The sequence below is a fragment of the Pseudazoarcus sp. NS34 genome, from assembly GCF_059703725.1.
Window position 1 is genome coordinate 892,886 of the sequence record NZ_BAAKIZ010000001.1, and the last position, 13,685, is coordinate 906,570.

Below are 13,685 nucleotides of genomic sequence, written 5' to 3' on the forward strand. Positions count from 1 at the left end.
CGTGCGTGTGTCGCTAGGTGAGTCGAAAGGAAGGTTTCAGTCGAGTTGGGCGCCGTCGCGGTTGAGCGCCGCGCGCACGTCCTCGCCGCGCAAACTTCGCGCCGCGATGCGCTCGCGCACCACGATCGCTGCGGCATGACCGACCGCATGGCCGTAGCCGAAGCACTGCGCGGTGACACGCGCCGAGGCCATCGCCTCGTGTTGCGCCGAGAGGCAGCGGCCGGCCACCAGCAGCGCCTCACCGCGACTCGGCACGAAGCTGCCGAACGGCACCTCGTAGTAATCGTTGAACAGCCACGACAGACGCGGCTTCTCGCCCGAATGCAGCTCGATCGGCCACGGGCTGCGCGCCACTCCGTCGGCGCGCTTGCGACCAGAAACGACGTCGTCGTTGGCGAGTGTGGCAACACCGGCGACCTGCCGCGTCTGCCGCACGCCGACCTGTACGCCGGTGTCGTTGACCCAGGCGTGCTCACAGCCGGCCAGATGCTCGCGGAAGAAGCGCTCGTACTCGCGCACCTGACGGCGGCCCTCGATCTCGGCCTCGGTGATGTCGGCGACCTGGATCGGATTCAGCTCGCGCCCGTCCCGGCCGACCACGCGCGTGGCGTTGCACAGCAGCTGCCCGGGGCGCGGCGTCTCAAACAGGAAGACCTTGGCACGCGGCAGGCGGAAGCGGCCCGAGGCGTTGGCTTCGGCAATGGCCCTCGCAACCGCGTCGCCCAGGATGGAATCCGGGCCGTAGGTGGCGGTGAAACGTTCGACGTCGACGTCTTGCAGACGGAAGATCATGGTCGGGTTCTGCACCCGGCCCTCGTCTCCGACCGTGTGAGGCAAACCCGCCAGCGCCACCAGATCAGCATCGCCGCTGGCGTCGACGGTGATCGTGGCACGCACCTCGATACGCCCCTGCTTGGTCCAGGCCAGCACGCCTTCGATGCGTTCGCCGCCGTCAGTGAGCACATCGGTGACGACGGTGTGCAACAACACGCGCACGCCGGCTGCCTCCAGCAATTCGTCGGCGGTCTCACGCCACGCCAGTGGATCATGCACCCGCGTGAAGGTGCGGCCGTAGCGCACCGGGCCGGTCAGCCCGCCGCGCGCGGCGATCGCCCGTACAAACTCGTCGGCAAAACCGAATACGAGCTGGCGCGGCGCGGCGGTATCCGACTGATCCGCCTCGTACAGCCCGCAGACCGTGCCGGACAGGCCGGCAACCGCGCCACCACCGCAGAAGCCATAACGTTCGAGCAGGATCACCGACAGGCCCTGGCGCGCAGCGGTGACCGCCGCGGCCAGACCCGCCGCACCGCCTCCGACAACAAGCACATCGGCAGTGACGCGTTCGGAGGGGCGGGCGTCGCGAATGATGGTGTGGTTCATGTCCGCCCCGCTAGAAGCCCAGCACCTGGGCAGGCAGCCACAGCACCATCTGCGGGAAGGTCATGATGACGCCAGCAACCACGAGTTGCAGCAGGATGAACGGGATCACGCCGCGGTACATGTCGGGCAGCGTGATCTCCGGCGGGCTGACACCACGCAGGTAGAAAATGGCCGGGGCCATTGGCGGTGTCAGGTAACCGGTCTGCAGCATGATCATGAACAGGATGCAGAACCACGCCAGGTCGAAGCCGGCCGCGGCAATCAGCGGCGCGAAGATCGGGATGAAGATCAGCGTGACCGACGCCCATTCGAGGAAGAAGCCCGCGAGCAGGGTCAGGAACAGCACGAGGAAGAGCAGCCCCCACGGACCGAGGCCCAGCGCGTCGATGAGGTTCTGTACGACCATCATGCCGCCAGTGCCGGCGAACACGCCGGTGAACATGTTTCCTGCGAGCAGGATGAGCATGATCATCGAGGTGATGCGCAGCGTGGACATCAGCGCCTCACTCAGCATGCGGCGGTTGAAGCGGCGGTAGAACACCGCCAGCGCCACCGAGCACAGCGCCCCGAGCGCGGCGGCTTCGGTCGGCGCCGCCCAGCCCATGATGAGCGAGCCGAGCACCGAGAAGATCATGAGCATCGGCGGCACCATCGCGTAGACGGTGATGCGGATCTTCTCGAGCAGGCCGGGATCGTCAGGGCCAGGTTCGCTGCGCGGGCCGTAATCGGGCCGGATCACGCAAATCACGACAACGTAGATCGCGTAGAAGCTTGCGAGCAGCAGGCCCGGAAACACCATGCCCATGAACAGATCGCCGATCGACACATTGGCCAGCGGACCGATGACGACGGCGACGACCGACGGCGGAATGATGGTGCCAAGCGAACCGCCGGCGCAGATCGTGCCGCTGATCAGCGCCTTGTTGTAACGGTGCTTGAGCATCGGCGGAATCGCCAACAGGCCGATCACCGCCTCGGCCGCGCCGATCACGCCCGTCGAGGCCGCGAACAGGATGGCCATCAGGATGGTGCCGAGCGCGAGGCCACCGGGCAGGCGACGCGTCCACAGATGGATGGCCTCGAACAGCCTGTCGGCGATGCCGGAACGTTCGAGCATCGAACCCATGAACACGAACAGTGGTACCGCAGCGAGTACGAAGTTGGAGCCGACCTCGTCGACCTTGTCGACGAGCATGTGGATCAGGTTGTCGCCGAAGGTCACGAGCCCGAACAGCAGCGCGGTGACCATCAGCGAGAAGGCAACCGGGAAGCCGATGAAGATCAGGATCAGCAAGACCGGGAACATCAACAGGGCAAGGTAATCGGTCATTGCGCGACCTCCGCTTCGTCGGCGCGGCCTTGCAGCACGAGCACGCCCTTGATGACCTCACCGAGTATCTGCAACGTCAGCACCGCGAAACTGATGAAGAACACCAGTCGGTACGGCCACACCACGGGGTTCCATGAGGAGTTGCCCGAGGTTTCGTTGTCCATCCAGGCCGTCGCGAAGTAATCCCATAGCCCCCAGCTCATCCAGATGGTGAGCGGCAACATCAGGAACAGATAGCCGACCACATCAATGATCGCCCGCGTGCGCGGTGAGACCTGGCCATAGATCAGATCGACGCGCACGTGCTGGCCGGCACGCAGCGTATAGGCTGCTCCGAGCAGAAAGTGCGATCCCATCATCATGTAGCCGATCTCGAACGCCCATACCGTGGGGGCATTGAGGAGGTAGCGTGAGAACACCTCGTAGGCAGTCGCGGCCACCAGCGGGACGATCAGCCACGCCGCAATCACGCCGACGTTGGCCGTGATCCGGTCGATCAGGCTCAGCAGCTTTTTCATTGGGGTCTCCGGGAAGCTGGAGAGGGAGCGGGGCGCGCCGGTTCGCAAAGCGAACCGGCGGCGGGGACGGCGACTTACTTCGCGCCTTCGACTTTCACGTTGCGATAACGAGTCGAGTCAGCCCACAGTTTCTCGAACTCTTTCTGACTTTCATAGACCCGCTTGAACCACTCGCTGGAGGCCGCCTGCTTGTCCGCCCATTCGCGGCCGACGCGTCGTGCGGCGTACTGCACTTCGGGGTCAAGATCGATAATCTCGTTGCCCTGGGCACGGAAGTACTCAATTGCCTTGGCATCTTCCTGGCCGATCTTGAGCCACGACTCGTAGGTCACGAGCTTCGCCACCGTCTCGATCAGCGCCTGATCAGCCGGCTTGAGCTTGCCCCACATGCGTTTGTTGAGTACCAGCTCGAAGGGCGCCGTCGGCTGATGCACACCGGGCAGGATCACGTACTTCGCCACCTTGGCGAAGCCCGGGGAGATGTTCTCCCACAGCGTGCCCCACTCGGTCGCGTCGATCACGCCACGCTCCAGTGCGGCGTAGATCTCGCCGCCCGGCGTGGTTACCGGCGCCGCACCCAGCGCCGCCGACATCTCGATCCACGCGCCGGCGGTACGCAATTTCAGGCCTTGCAGATCCTCCAGGGTCCGCACCGGCTTGCGCGAGTGCAGAAACACTTCGGAGGTGCGGATGAACAGCGGGAAGGAAATCACGTCGAACTGCTTCTCGCGGAACTCGCGCTGCAGCTCGACACCGCCACCCTGGTACAGCCAGTGCAGCATGCGCTCGGAGTCAAAGGAGCCGGCATAGCCGCCGAACAGCACGGTAGTGTTGTCCTTGCCCCAGTCGTAGCCCATCCACAGATGGCCCATGTCAGCGATGCCGTTCTTGACGGTTTCGCTGACCTTGAGTGCCCCGCCGAGCGCACCGCCCGGGAAGACTTGCACTTCCATGCGGCCGCCCGACAGTTCCTTGAGGCGGTCTGCAAACGCCTTGGCGCCGATATCCATCAGCGGACCGCCGGCCCAACCAGTGGCCATCTTCCACTTGCACGAGCCTACCGTGGGACAGGCCGTCTCCTCTGCAGCAAAGGCGCCTTGCGCGCCGAACACCGCCGCTAGGCCAACGGCCAGTGTTGCGAGCATCATTCCAGTCTTCTTCCGCATCTCAGTCTCCTTCGGTTGGAACACCACGCTTGGACGGATCTCACGCAGCTTGCACGCGGACACGCTTCTTGTCTTACGCTTATGTCGGCCGGCATCCAGAGAACGCCGATCCTGCGTATATGTGTAATATACTAGTTGTATGGCTTTGATCGGTCAATAGCCGATTTGATGTATCCGTGGATTCCGAGAGGCCCCGTATAATCGGCTCAAACGAACCGCAGGAGCCCGCGCGATGCCCCGCAAACCTTCGAAGCGCCCGCCCGGAAGGATCCATCCGACCGAACCCCGCATGACGCTGAAGGACCTCGCCTACCGTCAGATAGAGGAAGCCATCGTCACGCTCAAACTGCCTCCCGGCGCGGTGGTGTCGGAACTGGCGATGAGCGAGATGACGGGCATCGGCCGCACGCCGATCCGCGAGGCCATCCAACGCCTGGCGCAAGAGAAGCTCATCGTGGTGCTGCCCCAGCGCGGCCTGCTGATTGCCGAGATGGATGTGCGCAAGCAATTGCGTTTGCTGGAGACGCGGCGTGAAGTCGAGCGCCTGATCTGTCGCAGTGCGGCAAGACGGGCGACCGACGTCGAACGTGCCCGCTTTGGCGAAATCGAAGCGGAGTTCCTGGCCGAAGCCGAATCGAATGACGATGAGGCCTTCATGCGCAGCGACCGCGAGTTCAACGAACTATGTCTGGTCGCCGCACGCAACGAGTTCGCCGAAGGTGCGATGCGACTGATGCATGGTCTGTCGCGCCGATTTTGGTATGTGCATTACAAGCAGGCCGCCGATCTGCCCGAAAGCGCCCGTCTGCATGCTGCCATTGCGGGCGCCATCGCTCGCGGCGACTCGGATGCCGCCGGCTCAGCGCTCGACCGACTTCTCGACAGCATTGACGCCTTCACCCGCGCCACCGTGCTGTCGAGTCTGTAAGACCCATTCAATCGCGCGATCTGTCCCACAGATTGGGCAGAGTGGAGTTTGCGTAGCCCGAAACGAAGGTTTTCGCGGCTCCGGTCTGAGCGTCATACACATGGCGGTGTACGGCCCCGATGTTTGCGCCGTACACGTGGATGGAGATGCTGACCCGGTCGTCGTGGGCGTTAATCACGCGGTGGATATCGCCAAGGGTCGGTGACACCCCCTCGATGTCTCCCGGCTGCAGCCGCAGTTTCCCGGTGGCACGGGGCGCGTCGCCTTCCGCCCCCAGTTCGAACCCTTCGCTTACTTCCCCACCGCGCAGCATGCCGACCAGCCCCCACACGGTGTGGTCGTGGATCGGCGTGCGCTGACCTGGGCCCCACACAAAGCTCACCAGCGAGAAGCGCTCGAGCGGATCGCAATACAACAGGTATTGCTGATAGTGCTCTGGATGCGGGCGGGAGAACTCTTCCGGCAACCAGTCATCTCGCGAGATCAACTCCGCAAGGAGCGCACGCGCACGCAACATTTGCTCGGCTTCGTCGCCGGACAGCACCGCAGATTCGGTCATGCCGCGAACAAAGCGGCGCAGCGGTTCAAAGTGCTCCATTCGGCCTGCCTCCATGGATGGTTCCGCCAGCAGTGCATGACTCGGGAAGCGGATGCTTGCGCCACGCAAAGTGCTGTCGTCACGATTGACCCGTACGCGACTATATACTACTAATATGTTAGTAGCTCTGTAATGACTGTACGTCAACTCGCAAGGACCTTCCGTGAAACCCGACCCCGCCACCAGCGACGCAATCTCCCGCTTTGCCGATTGTCATGACGGAATCGTCAGCCAGCTCGACGCCCTCGGCGATCTCGACGCGATGCTCACCGCAGCGACGCGTGCGCGCGTCATCGCTCGAGACGTGCTGAAGTTCTTCGACGAGATGATCATCGAACACCACGAGGACGAGGAGCGAGAACTGTTTCCGACGGTATGCAAATACGCCGCTTCCGGCATCGAACGTGATTCGGTCAAAGCGCTGGTCGACCGGCTGATTTCCGATCATCGTCTGCTGGAGAGGCAGTGGGAGGACATCAAACCGCAGCTAGCCCAAATCGCCGCCGGCAACGCAACGCACATCGACGCTGATGCGGTAGAACAGCTAGTATCCGGCTACAAGGCTCATGCGCATTTTGAGGAAACACGTTTCCTGCCGCTAGCCGAGAGCATTCTCGGCCGTGACGACGCAGAGCTGGCCCGACTGGGTCACGCACTGCATATCCGGCATGCGCATCGCAAGACCCCTCCGTTCACCTGATGCAGCATTCGGAAACGCCCGACCGGATTCAACCGGGGGTGTCTTTTCCGATGCGGCTGAGCGCCGCGCGTTTCTGCATGTCGCGGAACTCGCCTTCCAGATCAGCGGCGGCAAAGGCCGAGCGCAGTTGCGCGAAAATCGGCCGGATGTTGCCGTGCTCGAACAGCCGCCCGGCCATGGCGCGGGCGGTGTCGAAATCCTGCAGCGTCAGCGCAGTGAGCACGATGTCTACGCTGGCATCGAGCCCGAGATCCGTTTGCATCAGGCTGGCACAACGTGCGCCGAATGCCAGTCGCGCGTCGTCCTGCCCGAGTCGCGCACGCAGCGCCAGATGACTGGTCTTGTCGTCGAGGCTGGCCGTTTCCAGCTCGGCCGGCTGGATGGCCTGCAAGGCCTGTTCGGCCGCCAGGATGTCACCGGCGTCCAGGTGGCTACGCACCAGCATCAGGCGGTCGGCAATCGAAGGGGGATCGCCGAGCACGTCGATTTCAAGCACTTCGGCGATCGCACGGCGGGCGGTTTCGGCATCGCCATTACGCAGCGCGACATCGGCCAGCAGACGTTTGCGCGTGTGGTTTCTGGCGCTGCGACGGGAGGCGTCCTCGACCGTACGCTGGGCTTCGGCGTGGTCGCCCATCTCCATGCAGATCTTTGCCTTGAGGTCGAAGGCATCGAAATACATCGGCGCCTCGACGACCACGCCGTCGACCAGTTCGCGCGCTTCCTGCAACCGATTCTGCATCAACAGGGCGCGCGCCAGACCAGCCCGCGCCCACGGGAAGGGGTGCAGTTCGAGGATCTCGGTGTAGGCGGCCTGGGCGGACGACGAATCCCCGCGCACCAGCTTCAGTTCGGCACGCGCCCGCAATAGATCGAAGTGGTAAGGCTTGCCCTCGGCGCTGGTGAGATGCTCCTGGATGAAGGCCTCGGCCATGGCGAAATCGCCTTCGCGCTTGGCCACGTAAAGCGGACGAAAGAACAGTTTGCGAGTGAGCGCGCGATCCAGCCGGAAGCGCAGGCGATCAGGCGAAAAGGGCTTGATGATGTAGTCATCCGGCCCGAGCTCGACGGTCGCCACGACGTTCTCGTAGGATTTCTCCGCCGTGACCATGATGAACACCGACTCTTCGGGCAGCAGCTTGTCGCGCCGCATCTCTTCAAGCAGATGTTGGCCGTTGCGCTTTTCGCCGAGGTTGTAGTCGCACAGGATGACGTCGGGCACGGCGCGGCGTACGCGCGCAATGGCCTCCTTGTAGGCGGTGGCGAATTCGACTGCAAAGGCCCCCATGGTCTGCGCACAGGTGCGCAAACCATCCCGCGCGGCCGGCTGGTCGTCGATGACCAGGAAGCGCAGGTTCTTGTAGCGCTCGCGCTCGGCGTCGCTCATGGCAGACGCAGCTCGAACACGGCGCCACCGAGCGCGCCGCCATTGGACAACAGCAAGCGCCCGGCGCGCTCACCGCGATGGTGGCGCTGCGCGATCTCGCCGGCGACAAACAGGCCGAGACCGCGTTGCACGATGAGCGCAGGGTCGGTGGTGTCGAAGCCGGGGCCGTCGTCCTCGACGCGCAACGCCAACTCGTCGCCGTCGCGGCGGGCCGACAGCAGGATCTGGCTGCGCGCAAAACGCGAGGCGTTGTTGAGAGCGTTGGACAACACGTCGAGCATGCGCTCGCGATCGAGCGGCCATTGCAGGTCGTCGTCGAAACACACCGATTCGAGCGCCAGGCCGGCATGCGTGCAATGCGATCCAGCCACCAGCACAGCCTCGTCGAGCAGATCTTCGAGCCGCGACATGTCGACCGCCAACGCAAGCAAGCCGCGCTGGCTGCGATAGGCGGTGAGGATGCGGTTCAGACGCAAGGCGGCCTGCTCGATGGCAAAGCGCGCTTCATCCATGCGGATGCCGTGCTCGGCCTCGGCACGTACCACGTGCGACTCGGCGACAAAAAGCTGGTTCTTGGCGTCATGCACACCGGAAGTGAGGAGATCGAGCACATCACGCATCGCAGGGCCCATGGCAACCAGCCGCGCTGCGGCTTGGACGGGAACCCGGCCGAATGAGCGCGATGGCCCTTGAGCGACCGGAAGTTGAAGGCAGTGTAAGCGCATTTCCGGGGCAGGTCAGCACGGCCGAACCGGGTGCGAACAGCGCTGCAGCAGCCCCGTGGAAGAATTCATGCGCAAGGCTGTCAATGAAGTCGGCATGGGGCACGCCGAGAGCGCTATGCCGGCCGGCCCGCTGATCGTGCGTTGCGATCACGTTTCGTCGGCCAGGGACTTTGGTGGCACGAGGGGATCAGCCAGGGAAGCCGCCGAATCGGCTCAGTAGCCGTCGGTTTCCCAGTACGGACGCGGCTGCATGCCGAACAGGCCGGAGACGATACCGCCCGCCTTGGCGAAGTGCCGCAGGCCGTGGTACCAGGCGCGCATCACCGCCGCTCGCCCTCGCGGCAGGTAGAACGGCAAGGTGATCAGACGGAAAAGCCCGCGCAGAACGCGGGACAATATTTCCACAACGCTCTCGCGAATGGTGCGCGCTGCACCGTGGAGTTTGTAGTTCGTGTAGACGCGGTTCGCGCTCGATCGAAACTGGCGCTTCATGCGCCAGCTCAGACTCAGCCGGTTTGGCATGACCGGTTCCGACACCAGCGCCCGACTGGCACACACGATGCGGCCGCCATGGAACGTGCAGCGCATGAAGAAGTCACTGTCGCTGCCGCCGGAAAACGCCATACGGGTATCGAACTCCAGCGACCACGGCGGCTGCAGCAGACGTGTGCTGATCAGCACGTTGTTGGTCGCCGCGCGGCGTAGCGGGGAGCCATCGGACAAATGCAACAGCCCCCGGTTCTGCAGATAGGACGCGTACTCTGCCGGCATTTCATACAGCACAGGGCCGGTGTATGCCTCGGCTTCGAAACGGCCCATCACTTCAGCATAGGCGGTGAGCCAACCGGGCATGGCCACCTCGTCGTCGTCGATGAACATCAGCCACTGAGCGCCGAGTTCAAGGCTGCGTCGACAGGCGGCATTGCGTGCAAACGGAATGCCGCGCTGGGATTCGCGCACGTATTCCAGGGCCATCGGAGAAGTATCGGTCAGGGCCTCGACGGCGGCGGGCAACTGCCCCTGAGGATCGTTGTCGACCACCACCACCACCACATTCCAATGCGGCGGAATGTCCTGCGCCAGAATCGATTGCAGGCAATTGAGCAGCATTCCCGGTCGGCGATAGGTGCACACCGCGATGACGCACAGCACCTCTGCCTCATCGACTGCGGACGTCATGAAAACTGCCTCTGCACCATGCTTCAACTCACTCCGTTCATTCCCGGACCTGCCCCGGCTGGACGCAATTTACACGGCCCAGTGTGCATGAGAATGACGCTAACGATACGCCGTCTCTTGAGTAGTGCTAAAGCTGGCTGGCTGAAAGAACCAGTGAAACGAGTTCGAGAGAATCTGCACGACCAAGGGCAGACTTTCGCGACCTCGTGCAGAAGACCATCGCAAATTGATGCGTCGACGCCCGACGGGGCCCAAAAACAAAGGGCCGAACCGCTTGGTCCGACCCTCGGAAATTCTGGCGCGCCCGGCGCGATTCGAACGCACGACCCCTGCCTTCGGAGGGCAGTACTCTATCCAGCTGAGCTACGGGCGCCAGTCCCCGAGTGTACTCGACGCGGGGGGCGCAAGGATATACCCGAAGCACCGGAGCGTCCATCGCCGCGGATCAAAGGGCGGTTCCGCCACGCCGCCGCTTTGGACGGCGCTGTCACCAAAAACCGCGCTTTTGTCTTGGGGCGGCCCGGCGACAAAAAAGGGGGCTGCCGCTATAATCTGGGCTTTGCCCCGTCCAGCGAAAAGGATTCAGCATGTCGAACACCCGCAAGCCCGCTGCGCTGATGCAGCACCGCCGTTATGCCGTGCCCGTCGCTGCGCTGCTCGCCCTGGTGCTGGCCGCCTGTAGCGACAAGCCCCAGCTCGACCATGAAACCACCGCAACGCTGATCCAGCCGGTTGCGCAAGTCGAACTCAAAGTCGCTGCGGCTGATGAATCTGCCGGCGACCGTGACGGCGAAACCGTCTATAAGTCGGTCTGCTCGGCCTGCCACTCGGCTGGCGTCGCGGGTGCACCGAAGACCGGTGACAACGCCGCCTGGGGTCCGCGCATTGCCAAAGGTCTGGACGTCATCGTCACGACCGCCATCAACGGCGTAGGCGCGATGCCGGCTCGCGGCGGCAACCCCAACCTGACGGACGACGAAGTGCGCCGCGCGGTCATTCACATGGCCAACCAGAGCGGCGCCAACTTCAGCGAATAAGCGCCGTCACACGGGCATCAAAGGGCGGCTTCAAGCCGCCCTTTTCTTTTGCGGTTCGTCGGGGTGGAGCAGGCGTTTCGTGCAGCACCGCCCCGAACCTGCGGAATGGGTTGGCTGTGCGCAGCCGGCACTGCTGCCACTCAGCCGCGATTCTGGAAGATAGCCTGCAGCGCGGCGGCGCGCGCGCGACCGTCCTCACGCGCGACGGGTTCGCTGGACTTGCGCCCGCCAAGCTTTACGTCCTCGCCCATTTCCTCGATGAAACGCGAAGGCTCGCATGGGCGCCACTCCTTGCCGCTCTTGCGCCGCTCGCACCAGCTGATGGTCAGACTGCGCTGCGCGCGCGTGATACCGACATACATCAGGCGCCGCTCTTCCTCGATCTTGTCTTCCTCGATGCTCGACTGGTGCGGCAGCAGCCCTTCCTCCACGCCGATCATGAACACGTGCGGGAACTCCAGGCCTTTTGACGCGTGCAGCGTGGCAAGCTGGACGCCGTCGAAATCGGGGTCGTCCTTGTCGAGCATCGAGATCAGCGCAATTGTCTGCGTCAGCTCCAGCAGGTCCTTGCCGTCCTCGTCGCCCTTGCGCGCGAGCCATTCGACGAAGTCGCGCACGTTGCTCCATTTGCTCTCGGCCTCGCGCGAGTCGTGGTGCTCGAACAACCACACTTCATAACGGATGGTCGCGAGTAGTTCTTCGAGCAGGACACCGGCAGTTTCACGCGGCGCACGGTGTCGCAGGTTGTTGATGTACGCCGCAAACTCACGCACCAGTTCGAGCTGGCGGGTGTTGAGATGCTCGCTCACGCCTTCTTCGAAGACCGCCGCGAACAGGCTCACATGGCGCTGTCCTGCGTAAGCGCCAAGCGCCTCCAGCGTCGCCGTGCCCACCCCGCGCCGCGGCGTGGTGATGGCGCGGATGAAGGCGAGATCGTCGTCCTCGTTCACCAGCAGTCGCAACCACGAGATGAGGTCGCGAATCTCGGCCTTGTCGAAGAACGACTGCCCGCCCGAAATCACGTAGGGAATCTTGTGGTTGCGCAGTTGCTGCTCGATCACGCGCGCCTGGTGATTGCCGCGATAGAGCACGGCGTAGTCGGCAAAACGCGTGCGATGCTGAAAGCGGTGGGCAGATATCTTCATCGCCACCGACTCGGCCTCGTGCTCGCCGTCGCGGCACGACAACGCAACGATCTGCTCGCCGGGGCCGTGTTCGGACCACAGCTTCTTCTCGAACAGCTTGTCGTTGTTGGCGATCAGTGTGTTGGCAGCATGCAGGATGCGCGCCGACGAGCGGTAGTTCTGCTCCAGCTTGACGACGCGCAGCTTGGGGTAATCCTGCTGCAGCAAGCGCAGGTTCTCGACGTCGGCGCCACGCCAGGCGTAGATGGCCTGATCGTCGTCGCCGACCGCTGTAAATGCGCCACGCACGCCGGAGAGCTGGCTCAGCAGCCGATACTGCGCGCGATTGGTGTCCTGGTATTCGTCGATGAGCAAATAGCGCAAGCGGTTCTGCCAGCGCTCGCGCACTTCATCGTTCTCATCGAAGAGTCGCACCGGCAGACCGATGAGGTCGTCGAAATCCACCGCCTGATAGGCGCGCAAGGTGCGCTCGTATTCGGCATAAGCCACTGCCGCAGCGCTGGCGATCTCGTTGTCGGCAAGCTGCGCAGCTTCGGCCGGCAGGATCATCGCGTTCTTCCACGATGAAATCTGCCACTGCATCTGTTTCGCAATGGCCTTGTCGGCGTTCTTTGCCACGTCCGAGACGATCTGCACCGTATCAGCCGCATCGAGGATCGAGAACTGCGGTTTGAGGCCGCAGTGCTGCGCCTCCTGGCGGATGATGCGCACGCCCAGCGCATGGAAGGTGCACACCGTCAGACCGCGTGGTGTGCGCCCGCCCATCAGATGCGCGACGCGCTCCTGCATCTCTTTGGCCGCCTTGTTGGTGAAGGTGATGGCGGCGATGTTGGCCGGGTTGATGCCACATTCCTCAACCAGCCACGCGATCTTGTGCGTGATGACGCGCGTCTTTCCGCTACCCGCGCCGGCCAGCACCAGACAGGGGCCGTCGAGGTAGCGAATGGCTTCGCGTTGAGGTGCGTTGAGGTGTGCGGACATGGCTCCGGGCGGGGCTGGAAATGGAACTGCCGCCCGCAGGCGGCAGCGATCCGATTCTACCCGATGCGGCTGGTGTGGCGCGGCATCCACAAAACGCCCGTGGCCGGCAAACTGGCCGTATGATGCAGTCACGATGTTCGCACGACGCAGGAGTTGTCGCGATGAAAACCAAAACCGCAGCCGAAGCGCAGCCGCTGACCGAGGCCGAGCTTCTCGCCATGTCGGAAGACGACTACATGAACACGCAGCAGCTCGAGTTCTTTCGCGCGCTGCTCGAACGCATGCGCGAGGAAATCTTCGAGAACGGCTTGGCCACGATCTCGCACATGCGCGAAACCGAAGCCACGCCGGACGAAGCTGACCGCGCAACGCAGGAAGAAGAGCACGTGCTGGAGCAGCGCATCCGCGACCGCGAACGCAAGCAGCTGCGCAAGATCGACGGCGCGCTCGACCGCATCTCCAACCGCACCTATGGCTATTGTGAAGCCTCAGGCGAGCCGATCGGCCTGCGCCGCCTGCTCGCCCGCCCGACCGCCACGCTCACCATCGAAGAGCAGGAGCGGCACGAGCGCGAGGAGCGGGTTTTCCGCTGACAGCAAGCCCGATCG

The 13,685-nt window shown here is 63.7% G+C and carries 13 protein-coding genes and 1 tRNA gene; 4 read left to right on the forward strand and 10 right to left on the reverse strand.

The window, feature by feature from the left end:
• Window positions 1-36: 36 nt before the first annotated feature.
• The 4 genes from AC6H0N_RS04290 to dctP form a co-directional block, all read right to left on the reverse strand.
• Window positions 37-1,383: an FAD-dependent oxidoreductase gene (locus tag AC6H0N_RS04290; protein WP_497572819.1), complete on the reverse strand. Its 1,347-nt coding sequence runs from the start codon at window positions 1,381-1,383 to the stop codon at window positions 37-39.
• A gap of 10 nt (window positions 1,384-1,393) precedes the next feature.
• Window positions 1,394-2,713: a TRAP transporter large permease gene (locus AC6H0N_RS04295; protein WP_497572820.1), complete on the reverse strand. Its 1,320-nt coding sequence runs from the start codon at window positions 2,711-2,713 to the stop codon at window positions 1,394-1,396.
• Complete coding sequence (locus AC6H0N_RS04300) at window positions 2,710-3,231, reverse strand: TRAP transporter small permease subunit (protein ID WP_497572821.1); 522 nt, start codon at window positions 3,229-3,231, stop codon at window positions 2,710-2,712. Before AC6H0N_RS04300 ends, AC6H0N_RS04295 begins: the two co-directional genes overlap by 4 nt.
• Before the next feature lie 74 nt (window positions 3,232-3,305).
• Complete coding sequence (gene dctP, locus AC6H0N_RS04305; protein ID WP_497572822.1) at window positions 3,306-4,397, reverse strand: TRAP transporter substrate-binding protein DctP; 1,092 nt, start codon at window positions 4,395-4,397, stop codon at window positions 3,306-3,308.
• A gap of 289 nt (window positions 4,398-4,686) precedes the next feature.
• On the opposite strand from dctP, the gene AC6H0N_RS04310 reads away from it, so the two are divergent.
• Complete coding sequence (locus AC6H0N_RS04310; RefSeq protein ID WP_497572823.1) at window positions 4,687-5,325, forward strand: GntR family transcriptional regulator; 639 nt, start codon at window positions 4,687-4,689, stop codon at window positions 5,323-5,325.
• Between the two features lie 7 nt (window positions 5,326-5,332).
• On the opposite strand, the gene AC6H0N_RS04315 is transcribed toward AC6H0N_RS04310, so the two are convergent.
• Window positions 5,333-5,923 carry a cysteine dioxygenase family protein gene (locus AC6H0N_RS04315; RefSeq protein WP_497572824.1) on the reverse strand — a complete coding sequence of 197 codons (591 nt, stop codon included), beginning with the start codon at window positions 5,921-5,923 and terminating at the stop codon, window positions 5,333-5,335.
• A gap of 163 nt (window positions 5,924-6,086) precedes the next feature.
• On the opposite strand from AC6H0N_RS04315, the gene AC6H0N_RS04320 reads away from it, so the two are divergent.
• On the forward strand, window positions 6,087-6,623 hold the full coding sequence (locus AC6H0N_RS04320; RefSeq protein WP_497572825.1) for a hemerythrin domain-containing protein: 537 nt from the start codon (window positions 6,087-6,089) through the stop codon (window positions 6,621-6,623).
• Between the two features lie 28 nt (window positions 6,624-6,651).
• Here AC6H0N_RS04320 and AC6H0N_RS04325 read toward each other — a convergent pair whose 3' ends face one another.
• From AC6H0N_RS04325 to AC6H0N_RS04340, 4 genes are all read right to left on the reverse strand, one after another.
• Window positions 6,652-8,010, reverse strand: coding sequence for a response regulator (locus AC6H0N_RS04325; protein WP_497572826.1), 1,359 nt, complete (start codon window positions 8,008-8,010; stop codon window positions 6,652-6,654).
• A complete protein-coding gene (locus tag AC6H0N_RS04330) occupies window positions 8,007-8,642 on the reverse strand; it encodes a sensor histidine kinase (RefSeq protein WP_497572827.1) in 636 nt (211 codons plus the stop codon). The genes AC6H0N_RS04325 and AC6H0N_RS04330 overlap by 4 nt, the downstream gene beginning before the upstream one ends.
• A 306-nt stretch (window positions 8,643-8,948) precedes the next feature.
• Window positions 8,949-9,914 carry a glycosyltransferase family 2 protein gene (locus tag AC6H0N_RS04335; protein WP_497572828.1) on the reverse strand — a complete coding sequence of 322 codons (966 nt, stop codon included), beginning with the start codon at window positions 9,912-9,914 and terminating at the stop codon, window positions 8,949-8,951.
• Between the two features lie 296 nt (window positions 9,915-10,210).
• Window positions 10,211-10,287 (reverse strand) — tRNA-Arg (locus AC6H0N_RS04340).
• Window positions 10,288-10,501: 214 nt separating this feature from the next.
• Here AC6H0N_RS04340 and AC6H0N_RS04345 point away from each other — a divergent pair.
• Window positions 10,502-10,951 (forward strand): c-type cytochrome, encoded by a 450-nt coding sequence (locus AC6H0N_RS04345; protein ID WP_497572829.1) that lies wholly within the window; start codon window positions 10,502-10,504, stop codon window positions 10,949-10,951.
• A gap of 140 nt (window positions 10,952-11,091) precedes the next feature.
• Here the strand turns inward: AC6H0N_RS04345 and AC6H0N_RS04350 are convergent, their stop codons facing one another.
• Window positions 11,092-13,077: a UvrD-helicase domain-containing protein gene (locus tag AC6H0N_RS04350; protein WP_497572830.1), complete on the reverse strand. Its 1,986-nt coding sequence runs from the start codon at window positions 13,075-13,077 to the stop codon at window positions 11,092-11,094.
• 161 nt (window positions 13,078-13,238) lie between these two features.
• Here AC6H0N_RS04350 and dksA point away from each other — a divergent pair, with 161 nt between their 5' ends.
• Entirely contained in the window at window positions 13,239-13,670 is a 432-nt protein-coding gene (gene dksA, locus AC6H0N_RS04355; RefSeq protein WP_497572831.1) for an RNA polymerase-binding protein DksA, read from the forward strand.
• Window positions 13,671-13,685: the final 15 nt, after the last annotated feature.